General features: G+C 44.7%; 21 protein-coding genes. 17 read left to right on the forward strand and 4 right to left on the reverse strand.

The window, feature by feature from the left end; translation table 11 throughout:
* Positions 1-26: 26 nt before the first annotated feature.
* The 4 genes from HKI82_RS17730 to HKI82_RS17745 form a co-directional block, all read right to left on the reverse strand.
* A complete protein-coding gene (locus tag HKI82_RS17730; protein WP_171138743.1) occupies positions 27-1,658 on the reverse strand; it encodes an ABC transporter substrate-binding protein in 1,632 nt (543 codons plus the stop codon).
* A 534-nt stretch (positions 1,659-2,192) separates the two neighbouring features.
* Positions 2,193-3,431, reverse strand: coding sequence for an NAD(P)/FAD-dependent oxidoreductase (locus HKI82_RS17735; protein ID WP_171138744.1), 1,239 nt, complete (start codon positions 3,429-3,431; stop codon positions 2,193-2,195).
* A gap of 25 nt (positions 3,432-3,456) precedes the next feature.
* Entirely contained in the window at positions 3,457-4,524 is a 1,068-nt protein-coding gene (locus HKI82_RS17740; protein ID WP_171138745.1) for a methyltransferase, read from the reverse strand.
* A 28-nt stretch (positions 4,525-4,552) separates the two neighbouring features.
* Positions 4,553-4,942: a hypothetical protein gene (locus HKI82_RS17745; protein ID WP_102942682.1), complete on the reverse strand. Its 390-nt coding sequence runs from the start codon at positions 4,940-4,942 to the stop codon at positions 4,553-4,555.
* Positions 4,943-5,020: 78 nt separating this feature from the next.
* Between HKI82_RS17745 and HKI82_RS17750 the strand changes: the two genes are divergently transcribed.
* The 17 genes from HKI82_RS17750 to HKI82_RS17830 are packed head-to-tail and all read left to right on the forward strand — an operon-like array spanning position 5,021 to position 20,193.
* Positions 5,021-5,746: a beta-ketoacyl synthase chain length factor gene (locus tag HKI82_RS17750; RefSeq protein ID WP_171138746.1), complete on the forward strand. Its 726-nt coding sequence runs from the start codon at positions 5,021-5,023 to the stop codon at positions 5,744-5,746.
* Complete coding sequence (locus HKI82_RS17755) at positions 5,743-6,513, forward strand: lysophospholipid acyltransferase family protein (RefSeq protein ID WP_112404348.1); 771 nt, start codon at positions 5,743-5,745, stop codon at positions 6,511-6,513. Before HKI82_RS17750 ends, HKI82_RS17755 begins: the two co-directional genes overlap by 4 nt.
* 10 nt (positions 6,514-6,523) lie before the next feature.
* Complete coding sequence (locus HKI82_RS17760; RefSeq protein ID WP_102942681.1) at positions 6,524-6,784, forward strand: phosphopantetheine-binding protein; 261 nt, start codon at positions 6,524-6,526, stop codon at positions 6,782-6,784.
* 16 nt (positions 6,785-6,800) lie between these two features.
* Positions 6,801-7,058, forward strand: a complete 258-nt coding sequence (locus HKI82_RS17765; RefSeq protein ID WP_102942680.1) for an acyl carrier protein — start codon at positions 6,801-6,803, stop codon at positions 7,056-7,058.
* Positions 7,058-7,615, forward strand: coding sequence for a COG4648 family protein (locus tag HKI82_RS17770; RefSeq protein WP_112404312.1), 558 nt, complete (start codon positions 7,058-7,060; stop codon positions 7,613-7,615). Before HKI82_RS17765 ends, HKI82_RS17770 begins: the two co-directional genes overlap by 1 nt.
* Positions 7,616-7,622: 7 nt before the next feature.
* Positions 7,623-8,987 (forward strand): AMP-binding protein, encoded by a 1,365-nt coding sequence (locus HKI82_RS17775; protein WP_171138747.1) that lies wholly within the window; start codon positions 7,623-7,625, stop codon positions 8,985-8,987.
* 25 nt (positions 8,988-9,012) lie between these two features.
* The gene (locus HKI82_RS17780; RefSeq protein ID WP_112404350.1) at positions 9,013-9,381 is read left to right on the forward strand and encodes an ApeI family dehydratase; all 369 of its coding nucleotides are present in this window, start codon (positions 9,013-9,015) and stop codon (positions 9,379-9,381) included.
* The gene (locus HKI82_RS17785; RefSeq protein ID WP_261881161.1) at positions 9,374-11,083 is read left to right on the forward strand and encodes a glycosyltransferase family 2 protein; all 1,710 of its coding nucleotides are present in this window, start codon (positions 9,374-9,376) and stop codon (positions 11,081-11,083) included. Before HKI82_RS17780 ends, HKI82_RS17785 begins: the two co-directional genes overlap by 8 nt.
* Positions 11,061-12,605, forward strand: a complete 1,545-nt coding sequence (locus HKI82_RS17790; RefSeq protein ID WP_112404315.1) for an HAL/PAL/TAL family ammonia-lyase — start codon at positions 11,061-11,063, stop codon at positions 12,603-12,605. The genes HKI82_RS17785 and HKI82_RS17790 overlap by 23 nt, the downstream gene beginning before the upstream one ends.
* A gap of 8 nt (positions 12,606-12,613) precedes the next feature.
* Positions 12,614-13,060 carry an acyl-CoA thioesterase gene (locus HKI82_RS17795; RefSeq protein WP_102942675.1) on the forward strand — a complete coding sequence of 149 codons (447 nt, stop codon included), beginning with the start codon at positions 12,614-12,616 and terminating at the stop codon, positions 13,058-13,060.
* A 23-nt stretch (positions 13,061-13,083) separates the two neighbouring features.
* Entirely contained in the window at positions 13,084-13,683 is a 600-nt protein-coding gene (locus HKI82_RS17800) for an outer membrane lipoprotein carrier protein LolA (RefSeq protein WP_240956752.1), read from the forward strand.
* The gene (locus HKI82_RS17805; protein ID WP_171138750.1) at positions 13,655-15,979 is read left to right on the forward strand and encodes an MMPL family transporter; all 2,325 of its coding nucleotides are present in this window, start codon (positions 13,655-13,657) and stop codon (positions 15,977-15,979) included. The genes HKI82_RS17800 and HKI82_RS17805 overlap by 29 nt, the downstream gene beginning before the upstream one ends.
* Positions 15,976-16,590 (forward strand): DUF3261 domain-containing protein, encoded by a 615-nt coding sequence (locus tag HKI82_RS17810; protein WP_112404318.1) that lies wholly within the window; start codon positions 15,976-15,978, stop codon positions 16,588-16,590. The genes HKI82_RS17805 and HKI82_RS17810 overlap by 4 nt, the downstream gene beginning before the upstream one ends.
* 10 nt (positions 16,591-16,600) lie before the next feature.
* Positions 16,601-17,788 carry a beta-ketoacyl-[acyl-carrier-protein] synthase family protein gene (locus tag HKI82_RS17815; RefSeq protein WP_171138751.1) on the forward strand — a complete coding sequence of 396 codons (1,188 nt, stop codon included), beginning with the start codon at positions 16,601-16,603 and terminating at the stop codon, positions 17,786-17,788.
* Positions 17,781-18,245 carry a hotdog family protein gene (locus HKI82_RS17820; protein ID WP_171138752.1) on the forward strand — a complete coding sequence of 155 codons (465 nt, stop codon included), beginning with the start codon at positions 17,781-17,783 and terminating at the stop codon, positions 18,243-18,245. Before HKI82_RS17815 ends, HKI82_RS17820 begins: the two co-directional genes overlap by 8 nt.
* The gene (locus HKI82_RS17825; protein WP_171138753.1) at positions 18,242-18,967 is read left to right on the forward strand and encodes a 3-ketoacyl-ACP reductase FabG2; all 726 of its coding nucleotides are present in this window, start codon (positions 18,242-18,244) and stop codon (positions 18,965-18,967) included. Before HKI82_RS17820 ends, HKI82_RS17825 begins: the two co-directional genes overlap by 4 nt.
* Complete coding sequence (locus HKI82_RS17830) at positions 18,964-20,193, forward strand: beta-ketoacyl-ACP synthase (protein ID WP_171138754.1); 1,230 nt, start codon at positions 18,964-18,966, stop codon at positions 20,191-20,193. The genes HKI82_RS17825 and HKI82_RS17830 overlap by 4 nt, the downstream gene beginning before the upstream one ends.
* Positions 20,194-20,358: the final 165 nt, after the last annotated feature.

Here is a 20,358-nt window from a genome sequence, read left to right on the forward strand (position 1 = left end):
AATTATAGTTTTATAGCTTTGCTAATTTATTCAGCTTTGATGTACAGATCTTTTGAGTAGATCTTTTCTTCTGCGTTGTTCGCAGGGAAACCGCCTACTTTTGGAGATAGTAAACGAGTCTTAACATACTGATAAATTGGAGCGATTGGCATTTCTTTCGCCATTAGAGCTTCTGCATCTGCGTAAAGCTTTTGACGTTCTTCTTCAGAAGTAGAAGTCAGAGCTTTATCGATGATTGCATCGTACTCTTTGTTGCCCCAGTGTTGACCACCAGTAGTGTTGTTACTTGTCATCAAAGTTAGGAATGAAGACGCTTCGTTGTAGTCACCACACCAACCGGCACGAGCAACTTCGAAGTCACCTTGGTCTTTAGAAGATAGGTAAGTTTTCCACTCTTGGTTTTCTAGAGTGACATCTAGACCCAAAGTTTTCTTCCACATAGAACCAATCGCTACAGCAACCTTCTTGTGGTTTTCTGAAGTGTTGTATAGAAGAGTGAACTTAAGTGGGTTGTCTTTACCATAACCAGCTTCAGCAAGTAGACGAGCTGCTTCTTCGTTACGTTCTTTCTGAGTCATTTTGCCGTAAGCAGGCATAACTGGGTTGAAACCAGAAGTGATCTCAGGCGTTAGGAAGTATGCTGGTTTCTGGCCTTGACCCATGATTGCATCGCTAACAATGTTACGGTCAATCGCGTAAGAAATCGCTTTACGAACACGAACGTCATCAAATGGCTTTTTCTTGGTGTTGAAAGAGTAGTAGTAAGAACATAGGTTACCCACTACAGAAACGAATTCAGGGTGCTCTTTCTTAAGACGACGGAAATGCTCTACTGGCACTTCATAGCTGATATCGATCTCACCCGCTAGGAAGCGGTTCATTTCAGCAACTTGGTTTTCGATCGGAAGGAAAGTTACTTTATTGATAACTGTGTGCTCGTTATCCCAGTATTGTTCGTTACGTTTAAGAACTAAACGCTCGTTCACAACCCAGTTTTCAACTACATAAGCACCGTTACCAACGAAGTTTTCAGGTTTGGTCCATTGATCACCAAACTTCTCAACTGTCGCTTGATTAACTGGTTTCATTGTTGTGTGACCAGTCATCATAACGAAATATGGAACCGCAGAGTCTAATTCCACAACAAGAGTGTTTGCGTCTTTAGCGTATACGCCTAGCTCACTCTTGTCTTTTTTCCCTGCTACGATGTCTGCTGCATTCTTCATCTGGGTCATTTCCATGTACCAAGAGTATGGAGAAGCAGTTGCTGGATCAACAGCACGTTGCCAGCTGTATACGAAATCTTGTGCAGTTACAGGTTCGCCGTTAGACCACTTAGCGCCTTCACGAATATGGAAAGTGAACGTTTTGTTGTCTGATGTTTCCCAACGGTCTGCTACGCCAGGAATAACCTTACCGTCAGCGTCTTGGTTTACCAAGCCTTCTAGCAGGTCACGAATAACGTGTGATTCTGGAACACCTTGAGATTTGTGCGGGTCGATAGTAGCGACTTCTGTACCGTTACCACGAACAATCTCTTGCACTGGAGCTAGCTTAGTACCTGCTGGCACGTTTGCAGCAAAAGCTGTAAGAGAAGTTGTAGCCACCGCAAGGCCAGCACCTAGTAAAAGTGCTTGTGTGATTTTGTTCTTATACATCTGTATAAACTCCAAGTTTTATTTTTGCATCCATGACTTCTTTGTATTTCGGCTAGAACGGCTAACCTAAAAGACGATGGAATAGACTATATTTTCGTCATTTTCCATACAAAGAATGCGGCAAACATTATCAAGCATTGAAGCAATTTGCCATAAAATCAGAATAAAAAGAGATTATATTCTTATCAATACTGAATAATTAGACATAAAAACCAATACAAACCACAGTTACAGGACAACAATGGAAAGTAATCCTTTACATTAGATTTAAATATCGATTTATCTAGCTAAAACCGCATTCTCAGCATCTTGCACTAGAAAATACCAAGATATTTAACATTTTGTGCACAATCATAGGGAGGTTGTGTGATTTTCATCTCATCAGACAAGAAGGATTTGTGAGCAACCTCACTCGTTTGCACTAACATAGACACAAACGCCCAATTTAAGCGCATATGAAACCTCATCGTCTGTGCAAAATAGTTATGCAGAACCTTACTCTGCAACTACATGCGTCAAATATTGGTGATATCTTCAGCTACTTCGAATCAGCTCAGCCAAACTGGTCAAACGGCGTTTTGAATCCTTAACGTATGGATTATTGGTATCCCACGCATAGCCCGCCAATATTGAACAAATCATCTGTTTGATTCGTGAGTTAGGCTTTTCATAGTAGATGACATCTTGAAGCGTGCCGTCGTACCAACCTTCGACATAAGTCCTGAACGCATTTACACCAATCATCAGTGGTGTTTCATAATCACGTTTCCAGTCAACGCTTTCACCTTTTAACTGACGAACTACACACTGAGCAGCGATTTGTGCTGATTTCATAGCAATAGTCACGCCAGAAGAAAACACTGGATCTAAAAACTCACCGGCATTCCCTAACAGAGCGTAATGTTGAGTCGCCAAATGCTTCACATTGGCGGAATAGCCTTTCAGCTCACCTGCCGCATTCGGAAACTCTGCATTCTCAAGTAGCAATGCCAGATGTGGCTCTTCGCCAGCCAGTTGCTTTATCGCCTCGATTTTGTCTTCAGCATAACCTTCAAAAAACTCTGGTGTTGCAACCACACCAATGGAACAAACGCCATTTGAGAATGGAATGAGCCAATACCAAACGTCAGCATGCTGGGGATGAACAGATATAAGAATCTTATCTCTGTCATAGAGATGTTTATCGGCATCTATATGATCGATTGTGTGGGTAAAAATGGCTTTGCGAGCAGGCAAACAAGAAGGCTCTTCAAGATTTAACAGTCTCGGTAACACTCGACCAAATCCGCTAGCATCTAACACGTAAGAGGTTTGAAGTTGATAGCTCTTTCCATGTTCATCCTCCACCGTAAGCAGCGAATTCGACTCATCAAACTCTATGCTTTTCACTTCATGCTGGTAGCGAATTTCAACCCCTTGGCTTTGAGCACTATCGGCGAGAACTTTATCGAAGCTGGCTCTTTGCACCTGGAACGTGGTACCTGGGCCTGGAGTAAACTTGTTGCGAAAATCGAACTCTGTGTAGACTCCATTTTTGCGAAAAGATGCGCCGTTTTTAAACTGAAAACCAGCTTCCTCCACCGCTTGTAGCATACCCGCAGCCTCTACTACTTCCATACACGCGGGTAACAGGCTCTCTCCGATAGAGAAGCGAGGAAACTGCATTTTCTCAAGCACTAAAACATCGATACCTTGCTTGTTAAGCAAAGCTGCGGCCGTCGAACCAGACGGCCCCGCGCCAATAATAACGACTTGACGTTGCTGTATATCCATTACAATTATTCTCTGATTATTATTTTTACTTTGCTTTTAGTTCTAACAACGTATGCCCCAGACCAATGTGATCTGTACGTTCCACCACTTCTAGGCCAGCTGCATCAACGATCTCAAGAAAATCATCACTGCGATAAAAACGGCTATTACCATTTGCCAAGCAGGTAAAATAAAGCGAGGTAGCGTTCAAGCTGTAGGAAGCCGCATCATATTTCTGCGCATCCCAGAATAGCTCCAAAATATACACTTTTGAATCTGGTTTTAGCTGCTGTTTGACTCTTTGTAGAATGCTTAGAATTTCCATTGGCGAAAAACAGTCTAAAAACTGACTCATCCACCACACATCGGCTTGTTCTGGCAAAGCTTGGCTCTTATCCAACATGTTAGCTGGATAACCCTTTATACGTTGCGAAAAACCATTTTCTTCGGCATTTTTTAGTGCCATTTCAAGCTGTTGAGGAAGGTCAACAATCGTCACTTGAACATCTTTATCGTAGTGACAGCACTGCATCGCCCATTTACCTGTGTTGCCACCAATATCAACCAGAGTTTTAGGCTTGGAAGCAAAGACACGTTCAAGAAGGATCGGAAACGAACGATCTGAGTAAAAATGGTCGAACTGGAACCAGCTCTGCTTTGCTTTTTCAGGCAAACGAGAAAGACCTTGATAAATGGTTTCCCATTCGCCCAGCTCTTTAAGACCAGCGGGTTTACCTTCGGTAATAGACTCGGTTAGATGCATCATAGCGGCGTAACAAACATCTGCGGTGAAATCCATGTTTGCTTGAGTCATGCCGTCATGAAGAATGAAATGACCCAGATTTGCCAATATGTAATTGGGCTTTTGCCACAACACGATGTTGGCACTGATCGCCATATCCAGAAGAACTTTGACACCGTACTCAGATACACCCGTCGCTTTGGAAAGAGATTCAGCGCTCGCGCCTTGCGAACCCGCTTTATCCAATTCCATTAAAATACCTAAATCACGCAATGTACGTGCGGTATGAAAAATAATTGGCGCAAAAGATAACTTTTGCGCCTCGGTTTTCGCTTCTAGAGCGTTATAAGGGTCTTGTTTTTGTTCAAACACGAAAAAGCCTAATTAGATTTATTTGAAACTATTTTACTGACGCTCTAGCTAACTGTTTCTGAATATCGACATTCAGATTATTAACCCAGCGATTGTAATTACGGTGAATATTGCCGCCACCCGCTTTCAAATTCACAGAACCGACGTAGATGATGGAATAATATTTGTCACTATAAGGAATACGAATTTCCGCGCTATGATCTCGAGCCACTAGTTTGGCAGTTAATTCCGTTGGAGTGCTGTTTGAAATCACCCAACCTCTATTAGTTGCAGCAACAACAATCGCTGCTTTTACTTCATCGCTTTGAAGATTATAAGCAACAGGAGTATTCTCAACGTTCATGATTGGTTGAACGCGCCCACAGCCAGCTAAAAGAACAACTAACATAATCGAAATCGTATATTTTATTGCTTTCATTGCATTTCCTTGCTTTGATTGGGGAATTTTTATAAACGAGCATAGTATTTAATGTGCTCAACAACAAATCAATACGTTATGTCAAATCAGTTGCATTTAATCTCATTTAATATCGATGCTTGGTCAGCAAACAGTTTGGGTATCTCAGATTTGTCTGATTGGCAACAATGGTCCCAAAACCATCAATGGCCAGAAGATGAAACCATCGAAGCCGGTCTCATCCCTGCGATGATGCGCCGCCGCATGAGCCCTCTGAGTAAACTGGCGGTTCAAACGGCTATCCATCTTCTGCAGGAAGAATCCATTGATTACTTGGTTTTCTCAAGTCGTCATGGTGAACTGCGTCGAAGTGCTGAGTTAATTCGGAATATTCTTGCGGGTGAAGAAGCGTCGCCAATGAATTTTTCTCAATCGGTACACAACACAGCGGCAGGTTTATCAACCATTGCAACAAAACAAGCTATTCCAGTGACTTCTATTGCTGCTGGCGACAACACTTTTCACAGCGCACTTATCGAAGCTTGGATCTATCTCAAGCAAAATCCCAACGCTAAGGTATTACTGGTCGATTTTGATGAACCCCTACCTGACGATTATTCTGAATACGAAAATAAACAGTTCAAAGGATATGCATTGGGCTTGGTTTTGTCCGCGGGTCATACGTGGCAAGTTGCACAATGTAAAAAAACGGATACTATCAACACCCTACCTCAAGCACTTAGCTTTTTGACACACTATTTATGCAAACAACCTCACTGGATTATTGAAGGTGAAAGAACTTCATGGGAATGGCAGCAAGCATGAATGCTGTAAATAAATATTGGCGAATTTTTGCGACAGGGCTCTGTTTCGCAATTTTTGGTTTAGGCGGTTTAACACTCAGTTTTATTATTATTCCTTTAATTAGACTGACTACACCAAATACAACTCAGCGTGAATATCGAGTACAAAACGTCATTCGCATTACGTTTAATTTTTTCTGTCGCTTAATGAAATTCACCGGTGCGATTGATTACAGAATTGAAGGCGCAGAAATTCTAGCCAACGATAAGGACTGCCTTATTGTCGCAAACCACCCAAGCCTTATTGATTATGTGTTGGTCGCTTCTCAGCTAAAACAGTGTGACTGCTTAGTTAAAGCCGCTATCTGGTCAAACCCGTTTATGAAACACATTGTCAAAGCGGCCGGTTATATTCCCAACGAAACGCCTGATGATCTGCTTGATTTGTGTGAAGAGCGATTTGAACGAGGCAACGTGCTACTCGTATTTCCGGAAGGCACCCGCACGACACCGGGTGTAGCCTCAAAGCTTCAGCGCGGTGCGGCGCAGATAGCCATCCGCACACAAAGAGACTTACGCATAATACATATTTCCGTTTCTCCTAGCTTTCTCACAAAAGAAAAAAAATGGTATCAAGTTCCGGAAACCAAGCCTTTTTTCCATGTGGAAGTTAAGGATAAAGTTGAGGTCATGCCCTTTATAGAGCAAACTAATAACCCAACTTCAGCAGCAAGAAGGCTTAACAGTTATCTTGCTGAAGCAATTTTTCCATCTATTAATAATAACTAAGTAGGTCCTCGTGGAAGTACTACATAACGAAATTAAGCAGTTGATTATCGACGCCCTAAACCTTGAAGACATCTCAATTGATGAAATTGAAACAGAAGCGCCATTATTCGGGGATGGACTGGGACTAGACTCTATTGATGCACTTGAGCTTGGCTTGGCAATTAAAAAGAAATATAACATCGTAATCGATGCTGATGATTCAAATACGCGCCAACACTTCGCTTCTGTAGCTAACCTAGCAGCGTATATTTCATCTCAAACTAGCAACTAATTTGTAGAAAACGATTATGACAGATTTAAACAAGCAACAGGTTTTTGACCAAGTTAAAGAGGCTCTGGTAGAACTTTTCGAAATTGATGAAGCCGATATTCAACCTGAAGCTCACTTATACCAAGATCTCGATTTAGATAGCATCGACGCTGTTGACCTCGTGGTACACCTGCAAAACGTGACTGGTAAAAAAATCAAACCAGAAGAGTTTAAAATGGTGCGTACTGTCGATGACGTTGTTGAATCAGTAGTAGAACTGCTGAAGGAAGCCTGATGCGCCACTTGCTGACAGGTTTGTCTGCAATTGTTCTGCTCGCGTATCCATTTGCAATTTACTACGGTATCGATAAGTTCGGTCTGAGTATTTTAGGAGCAACGCTCGCTGTATTCTTTGTGTTACGCATTTTCACAGCAAGTCGAACCAAACTAAAAGAATTCAAACAGTTAGCAATTATAAGTGGTCTTATCGGGATCACTTTAATTGTTTTGGGCATTCTGTTCCGTAGTAAAGGCTGGTTGCTGTTTTATCCTGTTGCCGTCAACGCTTGCATGTTGATGGTGTTCGCAAGCAGCTTAAAGCAACCCCAAACCATCATCGAAAGACTCGCCAGATTACAAGAACCCGATCTTCCGCAAAGTGGCATTGACTACACGCGAAAAGTGACTCAAGTCTGGTGTCTGTTTTTCCTATTTAACGGAATCACGGCGTTATACACCTGTTTCTTACCAATTGAGATTTGGACGTTATATAACGGCCTGATTAGTTACCTTCTGATTGGAGTGCTGTTTGCAGCCGAGTGGTTGGTACGTCAATTTGTTCGCAAGGATTAGCAACTCAATGACATTAAGCGGCACAACATTTAGCTCACTTTCTCATTTGTTACTAGAAAAACGCGAAAATTCATTAGTCGCGTTTGGCGCTGAGGGTGACATTACATGGGCTCAGTTTGTCGCGGATGTGAGCTATCACATCAATCTGCTCATTGAGACGCCACAACAAAACATCGCACTGTGTGCTCGCGATAGCTATTTGTTTACTGTTGGACTGTTTGCCCTGTTCCATGCAGGGAAAACCGTCATTTTACCGGGCAACTATCAACCGGAAGCACTGGAAGAACTGAGTTCGCAATTTGACGTTTTATTGTGTGATGACGCGATCTCACCATTACGCAGCGCCGAGACTCAACTTATCACTACGGGCCACAACCCTAACCCGCACGCTTTTGCACCTCTTGACCCTGAAAGCATTCAGCTTATTTTGTTTACTTCTGGTTCAAGCGGCACACCGAAAGCCATCCATAAGACCCTAAATCAGCTCAGTGTTGAAGTTGAAATTCTGCATTCCTTATGGGGGGAGGAAATCCCTAACAGTCGGATAGAAAGTACGGTTTCCCACCAGCATATCTACGGTTTGTTGTTCAGAGTTCTGTGGCCGTTATGTGCAGGCAACTCATTCGCCCGACACAGTTTGGAGTTTCCTGAACAAATCACCCATCATGCCAATCAGAATACGGTGTTAGTCAGTAGTCCTGCACTGCTAAAACGCCTGACAGAAGAGCACCTACCAACTAGGCTCAGATGTCTCTTTTCATCGGGTGGGCCGCTGCCTTTTACCGCAGCAAACCATGCAGAAGAATTGTTTAACTTTAGGCCAATAGAAGTGTTCGGCAGCACTGAAACGGGTGGTATTGCCTATCGCCAGCAAGTCACCGAGCAAACCCCTTGGTCACTGTTTCCCAAGGTGGAAGCTGAGTTAAATCAAGAGAACTGCTTACGTTTACGTTCTGCCCATATTGACCCAACGGGTTGGTATCAAACGGCTGATGAATGTGAGTTCGTGTCTGAAAATCAGTTTATTTTGAAAGGTCGCACGGATCGGATAATCAAAGTTGAAGAGAAACGCGTGTCACTGGTAGAAGTAGAAAAACGCGTTGACCAGTTAGACTACGTTCAAGAGTGTGTCGTTATTCCGATGCAGCAGGCAGAACGATTGATTTTAGCCGCAGCCATTGTGCTGACTGATAGCGGTAACGCAAAGCTTGCCGAGCTTGGCAAAGGCAAGTTTTGGTTGCTGCTACGCAATGAACTGAGGCGTTGGCTTGAACCTATTGCTGTACCACGCAGTTTTAGAGTGGTAAAAGAGATCCCATTAAACAGTCAAGGTAAGCGCCAAGTCGCCGAACTTGAAAAATTATTCCAATAAAAACGAAGAAAACGCCGATTATATGATGGCTAAAAGAAAACCAACGTTACTGGCTTGCGAGCAATCAGAACACCACGTGCTACTGACATTTAAGGTAGACGAAGATATCGAAGATTTTAAGGGGCATTTCAATCACTTTCCCCTACTACCCGGTGTCACCCAAATTGATTGGGCGATCTTCTACGCTCGTCAATATTTGAACACACCAGCTCATTTCAAGGGCATGGAAGTGATTAAGTTCCAAGAACCCATTTTGCCTAACGCAGAAGTCACCCTGAGCTTAACGTGGGACGAAAGCAAACAAAAGCTGGCGTTCAGCTATCAATCTCAAAGAAATGACGAAGCCGTAACCCATTCATCAGGCAAAATGAAACTGGGAGATGCCAGTGAGTAAGCTTGATTACCGCCCATGTTTTTTAATCCCTTGTTATAACCATGGCGGAACTGTCGCGGCTGTGATTGATTCTCTGGCTGATTTCGATTTCCCCGTGTTTCTTGTGGATGACGGCAGCAACAAAGAGACCAAATTTGCTCTTTCGGAAGTCGCAAAACGCGATAACGTTTCACTGATTACCTTGCCTAAAAACCAAGGTAAAGGTGGTGCGGTCATGGCGGGCATACGCCATGCACATTGGCTCGGGTACAGCCATGTAATTCAGATAGATGCTGACGGTCAGCATGACATCAATGCATTACCGAATCTAATCGAAAAATCGAAGAATCACCCCCATCACCTAATTTCGGGACAGCCCGTTTACGACGAAAGTGTTCCGAAAGCTCGACTATACGGCCGATATGTCACCCATGTCTGGGTTTGGATTGAAACACTCTCGCTGGAAATCAAAGACAGCATGTGTGGCTTCCGCGCTTATCCGGTACAAGCAGCGATTGATGTGATGAATCGCAACGACATCGGCAGTCGTATGGATTTCGATACAGAAATCTTTGTTCGTATGTTCTGGAATGGCGTGCAGTTCAAGTTCATCAATACCCGTGTAATTTATCCAGAAGACGGCATTTCCCATTTCGATTCACTATGGGATAACGTCAAAATCAGCTGGATGCATACCCGACTGTTTTTCGGCATGTTGCCACGTATTCCTAAATTACTGACACGCAGAAATAACCGTAGCTCCGAAGCTCACTGGTCAAAACGCCAAGAACGCGGAACGGTGCTAGGTATTAAAGTGTTGATGGCAATCTACAAGTTATTGGGGAGAAGGGTTTTTCGCGCCATTTTAAAACTGGTAATGGGCTATTACCACCTCACAGGTAAGCAAGCAAAAACATCATCAGAGCAGTTTCTCACTCAGATAAAAACCTTTGCCGAGCAACAACAGTTGCCTGTTGGCAAAAACCTAACCAGCTATAACCATTTATTGTCGTTCGGTGAAACTATGCTCGACAAACTGGCGGCATGGCGAGGCGATTTTAACGTGGACAATCTTACCGTACATGGTCAGGAACAGCTTAAGCCATTAATCGACCAAAAACGCGGTGTACTTTTATTAGGATCTCATTTAGGCAACATTGAGTTATGCCGCGCGTTAAGTCGACGCCACACACATTTAAAGATAAACGCTTTGGTGTTTACCGAACATGCAGAGCGCTTTAACGCGGTAATGAAAGCGGTGAATCCGAAGTCAGAGCTGAATCTAATTCAGGTCAGCAAAATCGGTCCTGACACTGCGATTATGCTACAGCAAATGATAGAACGAGGTGAATGGGTCGTTATCGTTGGCGACAGAACCTCAACAAGTGTAGAAAGTCGCGTAGTGTGGGCAGATTTCCTCGGAAAACCAGCACCGTTTCCTCAAGGCCCATTTATGTTGGCTTCTGTCCTTGAAGCTCCTGTATACCTTATTTTTGGCCTGCGTGACGACCAGAGTAAACATCCGCACTTTGATGTCTACTTCGAGCATTTTAGTGACGGTATCCAATTGCCTCGCGCAACAAGGCAGCAATCTTTGCAACAAGTGGTTCAGCAGTACGCCAATCGCTTACAACACTACACAATGAAAGCACCACTGCAGTGGTACAACTTCTTCAACTTCTGGGAATTAAGCAAAAACCATGACGAAGACAAACGACAATAATATTTTATTCGGCGCGCAGCGTCTGACCATTGAGGACGTTGTTTCAATCGCACAAGGCGCTTCAGCTTCTATTAACTCTTCCGCCGAATTTACTGCGAAGATTGACCGAGGCGTAGCCTTTTTAGAACGCCTGCTGAAAGAAGAAGGTGTCATTTACGGTGTGACCACAGGTTATGGTGACTCTTGTACTGTCGCGATTCCACCTAATTTGGTTGAGGAACTGCCTCTGCACCTGACTCGTTTCCATGGATGCGGTTTGGGCGAAGTGCTTACTCACCAACAGTCACGCGCAGTATTGGCAACGCGTTTATGCTCACTCGCGCAGGGTGTATCTGGTGTATCTCACGATGTATTGAATCAAATCATAAATCTGATTAACCACGATATCGCGCCGCGTATTCCGCAAGAAGGTTCAGTTGGCGCAAGTGGTGACTTAACACCGCTTTCATACGTAGCCGCGACCTTGATTGGCGAACGTGAAGTGCTCTACAAAGGTGAAGTTCGTTCAACTCAAGAAGTGTTCGCAAAACTTGGTTTAACACCAATAAAACTTAAGCCAAAAGAAGGCCTAGCGTTAATGAACGGCACTTCAGTGATGACTGCCCTCGCCTGCTTGGCTTATCGGCGTGCTGAATATCTCGCTCAGCTGTGCACTAAAATTACAGCTCTTGTTTCTATTGGTATGCAAGGCAACGACTTCCATTTTGATGAAGCTCTGTTTGCGGTGAAGCCTCACCCAGGTCAGCAACAAATTGCGGCTTGGTTAAGAGCCGATCTACAAGCAGAGCGACCGCCTCGCAATAGTGACCGCTTACAAGATCGCTACTCACTGCGTTGTGCTCCGCATGTCATTGGTACGGTGCAAGATGCCCTACCTTGGTTGCGCCAGCTTATCGAAAATGAACTAAACAGCGCCAATGACAACCCGATCATTGATGGTGACAACGAGCGCGTACTGCACGGTGGTCACTTCTATGGCGGTCACATTGCAATGGCGATGGACACACTCAAAACCTGCGTTGCAAACCTCGCTGACCTGCTGGATCGTCAAATGGCACAATTGATGGATTACAAGTTCAACAACGGTCTGCCGTTTAACTTAACTGGAGCAGAAGGCGAACGTAAACCAATCAACCACGGCTTTAAAGCGGTACAAATTGGCATTTCAGCTTGGACAGCAGAAGCATTGAAACACACCATGCCTGCAAGCGTATTCTCGCGCTCAACAGAGTGTCACAACCAAGATAAAGTGAGCATGGGTACAATCGCCGCTCGCGACTGCTTACGCGTACTGCAATTGACTGAACAAGTGGCAGCGGCTTCTCTGCTTGCCTCCGTTCAAGCGATTGAGCTACGCAAGCGCCACAATGAGATCGATGAGCGTCATATGAGCGCCAGCGTGAATCAAATCATTGTTAATGTTCAGCAGGACTTTAAATTTGTGGTAGAAGATCGCCCGTTAGAAGCCGAGCTGCGTTTGTGTATTGAACGCATTCAAACCCAGCACTGGAAGCTTTACTAGGAGTGACAATGGAGAACATTCATTTCCCATTAGAAACCGAAGTGACAGTAACGACTTCGTTTCAAGATGCCGATCCTATGGGTGTGATTTATCACGGTAACTACTTCCGCTACTTTGAAGAAGCGCGTCGTGTATTACTGGATAAAATCGCTTACGGTTACATTGCGATGAGTGAATCAGGCCACATGTGGCCTGTTATTGATACTCGCGTGAAATATGTCAAAGCGATTCCGTTTAACCATGAAATCCGCATCAGCGCCAAATTGACCGAATGGGAAAACCGCCTGCGTATTGATTACGTCATTTTCGATGCAAAAACAGGTCAACGAATGTGTAAGGCACATACCACTCAGGTAGCGGTCAGCATTGCAGAGCAGGAAATGTGTTTTGTCTCGCCAAAACTGTTTTTGGATAAAGTTGAACATTGGCATCAAACCGGAGAGTGTTTGCAATGATTAAGGTGTTTAAAAGCTTCATCATGTCTGTTTGTCTAGGCTTTATGGCTACAACTAGCGTGTTAGCGCAAGTGACGGATTTGACCTCGTTGCAAGCTCAGCTTCAGCAGTCTCCGATTGTTCGTGGTGATTTTGCTCAAAGCCGCACCTTAGCCATGTTTGAACAACCTTTAGTATCAGAAGGCTCATTTCTGCTTGAAAGACAACACGGGTTACTGTGGCAGCAAAACACTCCGTTTCCTGTCAACTTGGTTTTAACACAGGACAAGTTACGCCAAACTTTCGCCAACCAACCCGCTCAAGTCATTACGGCCAAAGAAAACCCGATGGCGTTTTACTTCAGCAAAATCTTTTTGTCCGTTTTCCATGGCGATACAGAACAACTTCAGAGTCAGTTTGATCTGCAGTTTTCACCTCAGAATGAACACTGGCAGTTAGTTCTGAAACCAAAAGAAGCACCGCTGAATGCAGTGTTCAAATCGATCGTTTTGCAAGGCAATCAAGATATTGATTCATTGGTTTTAGAAGAAGTAAGAGGCGACAAAACGGAAATCACCTTCACTAATCAAACGCACCAACCTGAGAGTTTAACGGATGCTGAACAAGCTCAGTTCCAGTTTTAATCATTCCAAGCTGGCGATAATCTGGCTTGTTTTGGTGATACTAAGCTGCGCCCTACTGTTGAAACAGTGGGGCTTTAGCTCATCTGTACCCATTGAAACGGACATCATGAAGCTGCTTCCTCAAAGCCGCCAAGATCCGTTGGCTCAAGTGGCGTTTGATAGAGTCACCAGTAGTGTTAGTGACAAGGTGGTGTTTGTCCTTAAAGGCCGTAACGATCAGCAACTGTTTGCTGCTGCTGAAAGTTTACAAGATTCACTCTCAAGCCTGAGCGAATTTTCCCAAGTTTCCGGCAAAATTGATCAACAAAAGCAAAACGCTTGGAGCCGTTACTACTTCTCCCATCGTTTTCAGTTTTTAACCGACGAGCAGCGAACTCGTCTTGAACTCGCTCCAGAACAGCAAGTTCAGAAAGTGATTCAGACCATTTATAACCCTTTTTCCGGCGTTACCGGTTCAGAACTAAGCAGTGATCCGTTTTTGCTGTTTCGTGATTACTTAAGTCACTTAAACCAGCTGACAACGCAATTTCAGATCCAGCAAGGTTTCCTCACGACGCAATTTCAAAACGATACTTATGTGTTGATAACAGCGACGTTGGCAGATTCACCCTACAGTATGTCTGCACAGCAAGTTGTGCCCAAATTGAAGAGCTTGGAGCAGACGCTAAAAGCACAATACGATGTGGATAGCGCACACACCGGCGTGTTGTTTTATGCCGACTTTGGCACTCAAAGTGCGAAATCGGAAATCAGCACCATTGGTTTGTTCTCCCTACTCGGCGTTGTCGTCATTGTCCTGTTTGTCTTTCGCAGTGCTGCACCTCTGTTATTGGCACTGCTTTCCATCAGCGTTGGGCTTTTAGTTGCACTTGTTGCGACCACCGCCATCTTCGGCAAAGTGCATCTGTTCAGTTTGGTATTTGGCGCAAGCTTGATCGGTGTTTCTATCGACTACGCGTTTCACTATCTGACTGACCGCCTTGCGGCACAAGACAAATGGGATAGCATCCAAGGGCTGAAACATATCTTCACTGCGATTACTCTTGGTTTGATTACCAGCTTAATTGGCTACTTAGGTTTATTAGTTGCGCCATTTCCCGGTTTACAGCAACTGGCGCTATTCTCAGCCATCGGTTTAATTGCGGCCTACGCTACTGTTGTCGCTTGGTATCCCATCCTTGCACGCAAATCGACAGCAAATCGTCCGTTACCCGGCGAAATATTATGGCGTAGGTGGTTAGCAAAATGGCAAAAACGCAGTGTCAGAACTTCTCTACCTCTGGCGTTACTGATTTTCAGTGCCGTTCAATTAACGCAAGTGAACTACGACGATGACATTCGTCAGCTTCAAGCCATGCCTAAGGAACTTAAGCAGCAGGAAGAGTTAATTAATCAAGTCTCTGGTGTGAAATCGTCACAGCAGATGTTGGTGGTGCGCGCAGAGAGCGATGAACAGCTAGTGACAAAACTTGAACAGCTAGACCGCACACTTACGCAGTGGAAGCAGCAGCAAATAATCAGCGGCTATCAAAGTCTCAGTCAGTATCTACCCTCAATTGCGAGACAAGAATCCGACTATCAACTGGTGAGCAACCTCTATCAGAATTATGGTCCCTCACTTTCTGAGTCTTTAAAGTTGTCAGCTCAACCTACGCTGAGTGAACCCATGATTCCGGTCAGTTTATCGGACTACCTCAATCAAAGCGTTTCGGAACCCATTCAGTTCCTTTATCTGGGTAGAATTGAGGATAGCGTCGCTTCTGTCGTCATGCTTAGAGATGTGAGTAACGCTACTGAAATCATCGCTTTTAACAGCCAACGGGCTGACATCAGTTACTTGGATAAAGCAGGCGAAATCTCCGCCTTGTTTGGAGAATACAGAACCAAAGTGATGGAGCTGTTAGCTGCAGCGTTGATCGGTATATCTTTGCTACTGGCTAAGCGTTATGGTGTCGCTCATACAATACGAATTGTCTTCCCATGCGTGGTTGCCTGCTTAGTCGGCATTGCAGTTACCACATTAACCGGTTCAACACTCAACTTGTTTAACCTGTTGGCCTTGGTGCTCGTTGTCGGGATTGGTATTGACTACACGCTGTTTTTTGCCGAACAGGCACAAAGCCGGAGCACTTTATTGGCGATTACTCTGTCGGCGATGACCACCCTATTGTCATTTGGCTTGCTGTCACTGAGTGAAACTCACGCCATTCACAGTTTCGGCTTAACGACATTAAGCGGTATTTTCGTCGCCTGGCTGCTTTCACCATTAGCGATTAAGAGGCAAACAAATCAATGAAATGGCTAACCACACTCTTTGCTTGCCTATGGCTCAGTGGCTGTAGCTTGCAGCCTCAATCCTCTTCAACACAAGTGGAAATCGGTCAAGATGTTTGGGTAGAGCTGCCTTTACCCAATAAGCTGGAACAATCTCTTAGCGCGACACAATTGATATCCGCACAGTGGCAAGATGAGCAAGGCAATACGCAAACTCAACAGTTACCAGTGCAGTTACTAATTGATGACCAGCATATCGTGCTAGCGGGATTTTCTTCATGGGGAACTCGATTGCTGTCATTAGATTATGATGGTGAAAATATTTCCACCCAAGTGTTAAGCGGCCTAGAAAATACCCTTCCGAAACCGGAACAAGTGTTATTTAATCTGATGATCACCCTATGGCCTCGAAGTGCTTGGGAAGCACCTTTAAATAAGGTAAGGTGGTCAATCATTGATGACCCGCATCAACGCGTTATAAAGAACGAAGCTGGAGAGCCCGTACTGATCATTAGCTATGCTGGAAAAACACCACTTGATGGTGATATTCAGTTTTTAAATAAGCCATTGAACTATGCGATCACGATCCAGACATTAAGTCATCAAGCTAAATTAACAACCTCAGAACAGTAGAAAAACCTAGATGAATTCTTCAACTTCATTTCCAGTGTTTATTCATGATTGTGGTTTTCACTCTGCGCTAGGGAGTGAAGCGGTCGCTATTCACCAAGCGCTACAATCTGGGCAGTCAAAAGGCATGCTCATAGACAATGAGATTCTCAATACTCACACGTCCACAGTGATTGGGCGAGTTACTGAGGCGCTTCCACCAATTCCTCAGCCATTGTCACTGTATTCAACACGCAATAATCAGCTCGCTTTGTCTGCGCTTTTGCAGATCAAAACCAGCGTTAAAGATGCTATTGAGCAATACGGTGCAGATCGAATTGCCGTCATTGTCGGCACCAGTACCTCTGGTATTTCCGATGGTGAAGTAGCCTATGCGGAAAAAATCAACCAAGGCGCATTCCCAGAAGACTATCACTACACCAAACAAGAGCTGGGTGACAGTGCGAATTTCGTGGCGGATTACTTCAACATCACCGGTCCTTGTTACACCATTTCAACCGCTTGTTCTTCCAGTGGCCGTGTTTTTATCAGTGCAAAACGTATGCTTCAAGCAGGCATCGTCGATGCTGTTGTGGTCGGTGGTGTCGATTCCATTTGTAAACTGACACTGAACGGGTTCAACGGCTTAGAAGCACTTTCGAATCAGCTTTGCCAGCCGTTTAGCGCAGACCGTTCAGGCATTAATATTGGTGAATCAGCCGCATTTATGTTGTTGAGCGCCAAACCAAGCCATATCGCTTTGTTGGGTGCAGGTGACAGCTCTGATGCACACCATATTTCCGCCCCTCACCCAGAAGGTAACGGAGCAGAACAAGCCATGCGCGCAGCACTTGAAGATGCAGGCCTTACGCCAAAAGATATCGGTTATATCAATGCTCATGGCACAGCAACCCCACTGAATGACAGTATGGAAAGCAAAGCCATCTATCGAGTATTTGGCGATAGTGTACCTGTTAGCTCAACCAAGCCTTTAACGGGTCACACCCTTGGCGCTGCAAGTGCGACTGAAGCCGCTATCGCTTGGCACATTTTGCATCATCAATTACCGCTTCCTATGCAGCGTTGTGTCAACAAAGCAGACGACATTGAAATTGCACTGGTAGAAAGCGAACAATATCTGGGCGGAAAAGCCATTCTCAGTAACTCTTTTGCTTTTGGTGGCAACAACATCAGCTTAATTTTTGGATATTCCCATGACTGAACTACCTGCAATCGCAACACTGTTACCTCATGATAATCCAATGATTCTGGTTGACCGCGCTTTGTCTATCGGGGAGAAATCCATCCATAGCCAGGTGGATATTGATAAACATCTTATGTTCTTCAATGCCGAAACCAATACAGTACCGGCTTATGTAGGCATTGAGTTTATGGCGCAATCCATCGCGGCTTGGTCTGGCTATCAAGCATTACAAAAAGGCCAACAACCACCTATCGGATTTTTATTAGGCAGCCGTCGCTACACCACTGAGATTGACCAATTCACTCAGGGTCAGACACTGGATATCTTCGCTGAACAAGTGATGGAAGATAACGGAATGGCTGTTTTCTCCGGCCGTATAGAATACCAAGGGAATACAATTGCTCAGTGCCAACTGAACGTTTATGTTCCTACACAAGAAAAATTACAAGAAATGAAAATTAGGAGTCATGTATGACCCGACAAGTTCTCGTCACTGGTGCCAGTAAGGGAATAGGCAAAGCAATTGCTGTTGCGCTAGGTAAAGATGGCTTCAACGTCGTCGTTCATTACATGGGAGACCAGAATGGTGCCCAAGCAACACTTGATACCATTGTTGAAAACGGCGGTTCAGGCCGATTGATCAGATTTGATATTAGTAATCGTGCAGAGTGCCGAAGCCAGATTGAAGCCGACATTGCACAACACGGCGCTTACTACGGCGTTGTCAACAATGCGGGTATCACTCGTGATACAGCTTTCCCTGCTATGACAGAAGAAGAGTGGGACGGCGTTATCCATACCAACCTCGACAGCTTCTACAATGTGCTTCATCCTTGTGTGATGCCTATGGTTCAACTTCGTAAAGGCGGACGCATTGTTACTTTAGCGTCAGTCTCCGGCATTGCGGGCAACCGTGGCCAAACCAACTACAGCGCAGCAAAAGCCGGTGTGATTGGTGCAACAAAATCACTGGCATTAGAGCTGGCAAAACGCAAAATCACCGTAAACTGTGTTGCTCCGGGTTTAATTGATACCGGCATGGTTGATGAACACGTCAAAGAACATGCACTTCCGCTTGTACCACTGCGTCGCATGGGTGACCCAGAAGAAGTGGCAGGTCTGGTTAGTTATTTAATGTCTGATATCGCTGGATATGTCACTCGCCAAGTTATTTCTGTAAACGGAGGTCTCGTATGAATCGCAGAGTTGTTGTAACCGGTATGTCCGGTGTGACGGCGTTCGGTAACAACTGGGAAAGTATCGAACCTCGTTTGCGCGCTTGTGAAAACGCCACCCAGTACATGCCTTCTTATGAACAATATGACGGACTGAACACAAAACTGGCGGCACCGATCACTGATTTTGAATTACCGAAACACTACAAGCGCAAGCAAGTACGTGGTATGGGGCGCGTTTCTATGCTAGCAACCGTTGCCACAGAGAATGCACTGATTCAATCAGGCTTAATTGGTAACGAAGTGCTTACTAACGGTCAAACCGGTATTGCCTACGGCTCCTCAACGGGCAGTACTGATGCAGTGGGTGCGTTTGGTGTGATGCTAAATGAGAAAACCACCAGAGCGATTACCGCAACAACTTATGTGCAAATGATGCCGCACACCACAGCCGTCAACGTAGGTCTGTTTTTCGGCCTTCGTGGTCGTGTAATTCCGACCAGCAGTGCTTGTACTTCTGGAAGCCAAGCCATTGGTTATGCGTATGAAGCGATTAAGCACGGATACCAGACCGTTATGGTCGCTGGCGGTGGTGAAGAACTTTGCCCTACCGAATCAGCGGTATTCGATACCCTATTCGCAACCAGTTTGAAAAACGATGCTCCGAAAACCACACCTAGCCCATACGATAGAAATCGTGACGGTCTGGTGATTGGCGAAGGTGCGGGCACGCTAGTTTTAGAAGAGTATGAACACGCCAAAGCTCGTGGTGCCAAAATCTACGCAGAAATCGTTGGCTTTGCCAGCAACTGCGATGCGGCTCATGTTACGCAGCCTCAAATGGAAACCATGCAGATTTGTATGGAGCTAGCACTGAAAGACGCGAACCTTTCTCCGGATAAAATTGGTTATGTATCTGCTCATGGCACAGCAACCGATCGCGGTGATATTGCAGAGAGCAACGCAACCGAGAAAGCGGTAGGAAGAGTGCCAATCAGTTCCCTAAAGAGCTACTTCGGTCATACGTTAGGTGCATGTGGTGCTGTGGAAGCTTGGTTGGGCCTAGAGATGATGCATACCGGTTGGTTTAACCCGACACTTAACCTTAATAACCTTGACCCTGAGTGTGGCGATCTTGATTACATCACTGGCTCGGGTCGTGAAATGCAAATCGACTACCTGATGAGCAACAACTTCGCTTTCGGTGGTATTAATACCTCGATTATCTTCAAACGAGTTGCCGACTAAACGTCAGCCATCTTTTTAAGCTTCAGTAGTATGTTTTAAAGCCGTCCTTGTTTCTCACATAAGGGCGGCTTTTTTGTCTCCACCTCTATACTTCAATAAAAATTGTTAACGGGATTGGATAATTAAATCAATTTCGGGAACGTTACCGAAAACTAAATTATACTA

The sequence above is a fragment of the Vibrio plantisponsor genome (genome assembly GCF_013041605.1).
Taxonomy (GTDB): Bacteria; Pseudomonadota; Gammaproteobacteria; order Enterobacterales; family Vibrionaceae; genus Vibrio; species Vibrio plantisponsor.

Bases quoted from the DNA above. Each gene is read 5' to 3' on its own strand.
- HKI82_RS17730 (WP_171138743.1), bottom strand. From the start codon at position 1,658: ATGTATAAGAACAAAATCACACAAGCACTTTTACTAGGTGCTGGCCTT.
- HKI82_RS17735 (WP_171138744.1), bottom strand. From the start codon at position 3,431: ATGGATATACAGCAACGTCAAGTCGTTATTATTGGCGCGGGGCCGTCT.
- HKI82_RS17745 (WP_102942682.1), bottom strand. From the start codon at position 4,942: ATGAAAGCAATAAAATATACGATTTCGATTATGTTAGTTGTTCTTTTA.
- HKI82_RS17750 (WP_171138746.1), top strand. From the start codon at position 5,021: ATGTCAAATCAGTTGCATTTAATCTCATTTAATATCGATGCTTGGTCA.
- HKI82_RS17755 (WP_112404348.1), top strand. From the start codon at position 5,743: ATGAATGCTGTAAATAAATATTGGCGAATTTTTGCGACAGGGCTCTGT.
- HKI82_RS17765 (WP_102942680.1), top strand. From the start codon at position 6,801: ATGACAGATTTAAACAAGCAACAGGTTTTTGACCAAGTTAAAGAGGCT.
- HKI82_RS17770 (WP_112404312.1), top strand. From the start codon at position 7,058: ATGCGCCACTTGCTGACAGGTTTGTCTGCAATTGTTCTGCTCGCGTAT.
- HKI82_RS17775 (WP_171138747.1), top strand. From the start codon at position 7,623: ATGACATTAAGCGGCACAACATTTAGCTCACTTTCTCATTTGTTACTA.
- HKI82_RS17780 (WP_112404350.1), top strand. From the start codon at position 9,013: ATGGCTAAAAGAAAACCAACGTTACTGGCTTGCGAGCAATCAGAACAC.
- HKI82_RS17790 (WP_112404315.1), top strand. From the start codon at position 11,061: ATGACGAAGACAAACGACAATAATATTTTATTCGGCGCGCAGCGTCTG.
- HKI82_RS17795 (WP_102942675.1), top strand. From the start codon at position 12,614: ATGGAGAACATTCATTTCCCATTAGAAACCGAAGTGACAGTAACGACT.
- HKI82_RS17800 (WP_240956752.1), top strand. From the start codon at position 13,084: ATGTCTGTTTGTCTAGGCTTTATGGCTACAACTAGCGTGTTAGCGCAA.
- HKI82_RS17805 (WP_171138750.1), top strand. From the start codon at position 13,655: ATGCTGAACAAGCTCAGTTCCAGTTTTAATCATTCCAAGCTGGCGATA.
- HKI82_RS17810 (WP_112404318.1), top strand. From the start codon at position 15,976: ATGAAATGGCTAACCACACTCTTTGCTTGCCTATGGCTCAGTGGCTGT.
- HKI82_RS17815 (WP_171138751.1), top strand. From the start codon at position 16,601: ATGAATTCTTCAACTTCATTTCCAGTGTTTATTCATGATTGTGGTTTT.
- HKI82_RS17820 (WP_171138752.1), top strand. From the start codon at position 17,781: ATGACTGAACTACCTGCAATCGCAACACTGTTACCTCATGATAATCCA.
- HKI82_RS17825 (WP_171138753.1), top strand. From the start codon at position 18,242: ATGACCCGACAAGTTCTCGTCACTGGTGCCAGTAAGGGAATAGGCAAA.
- HKI82_RS17830 (WP_171138754.1), top strand. From the start codon at position 18,964: ATGAATCGCAGAGTTGTTGTAACCGGTATGTCCGGTGTGACGGCGTTC.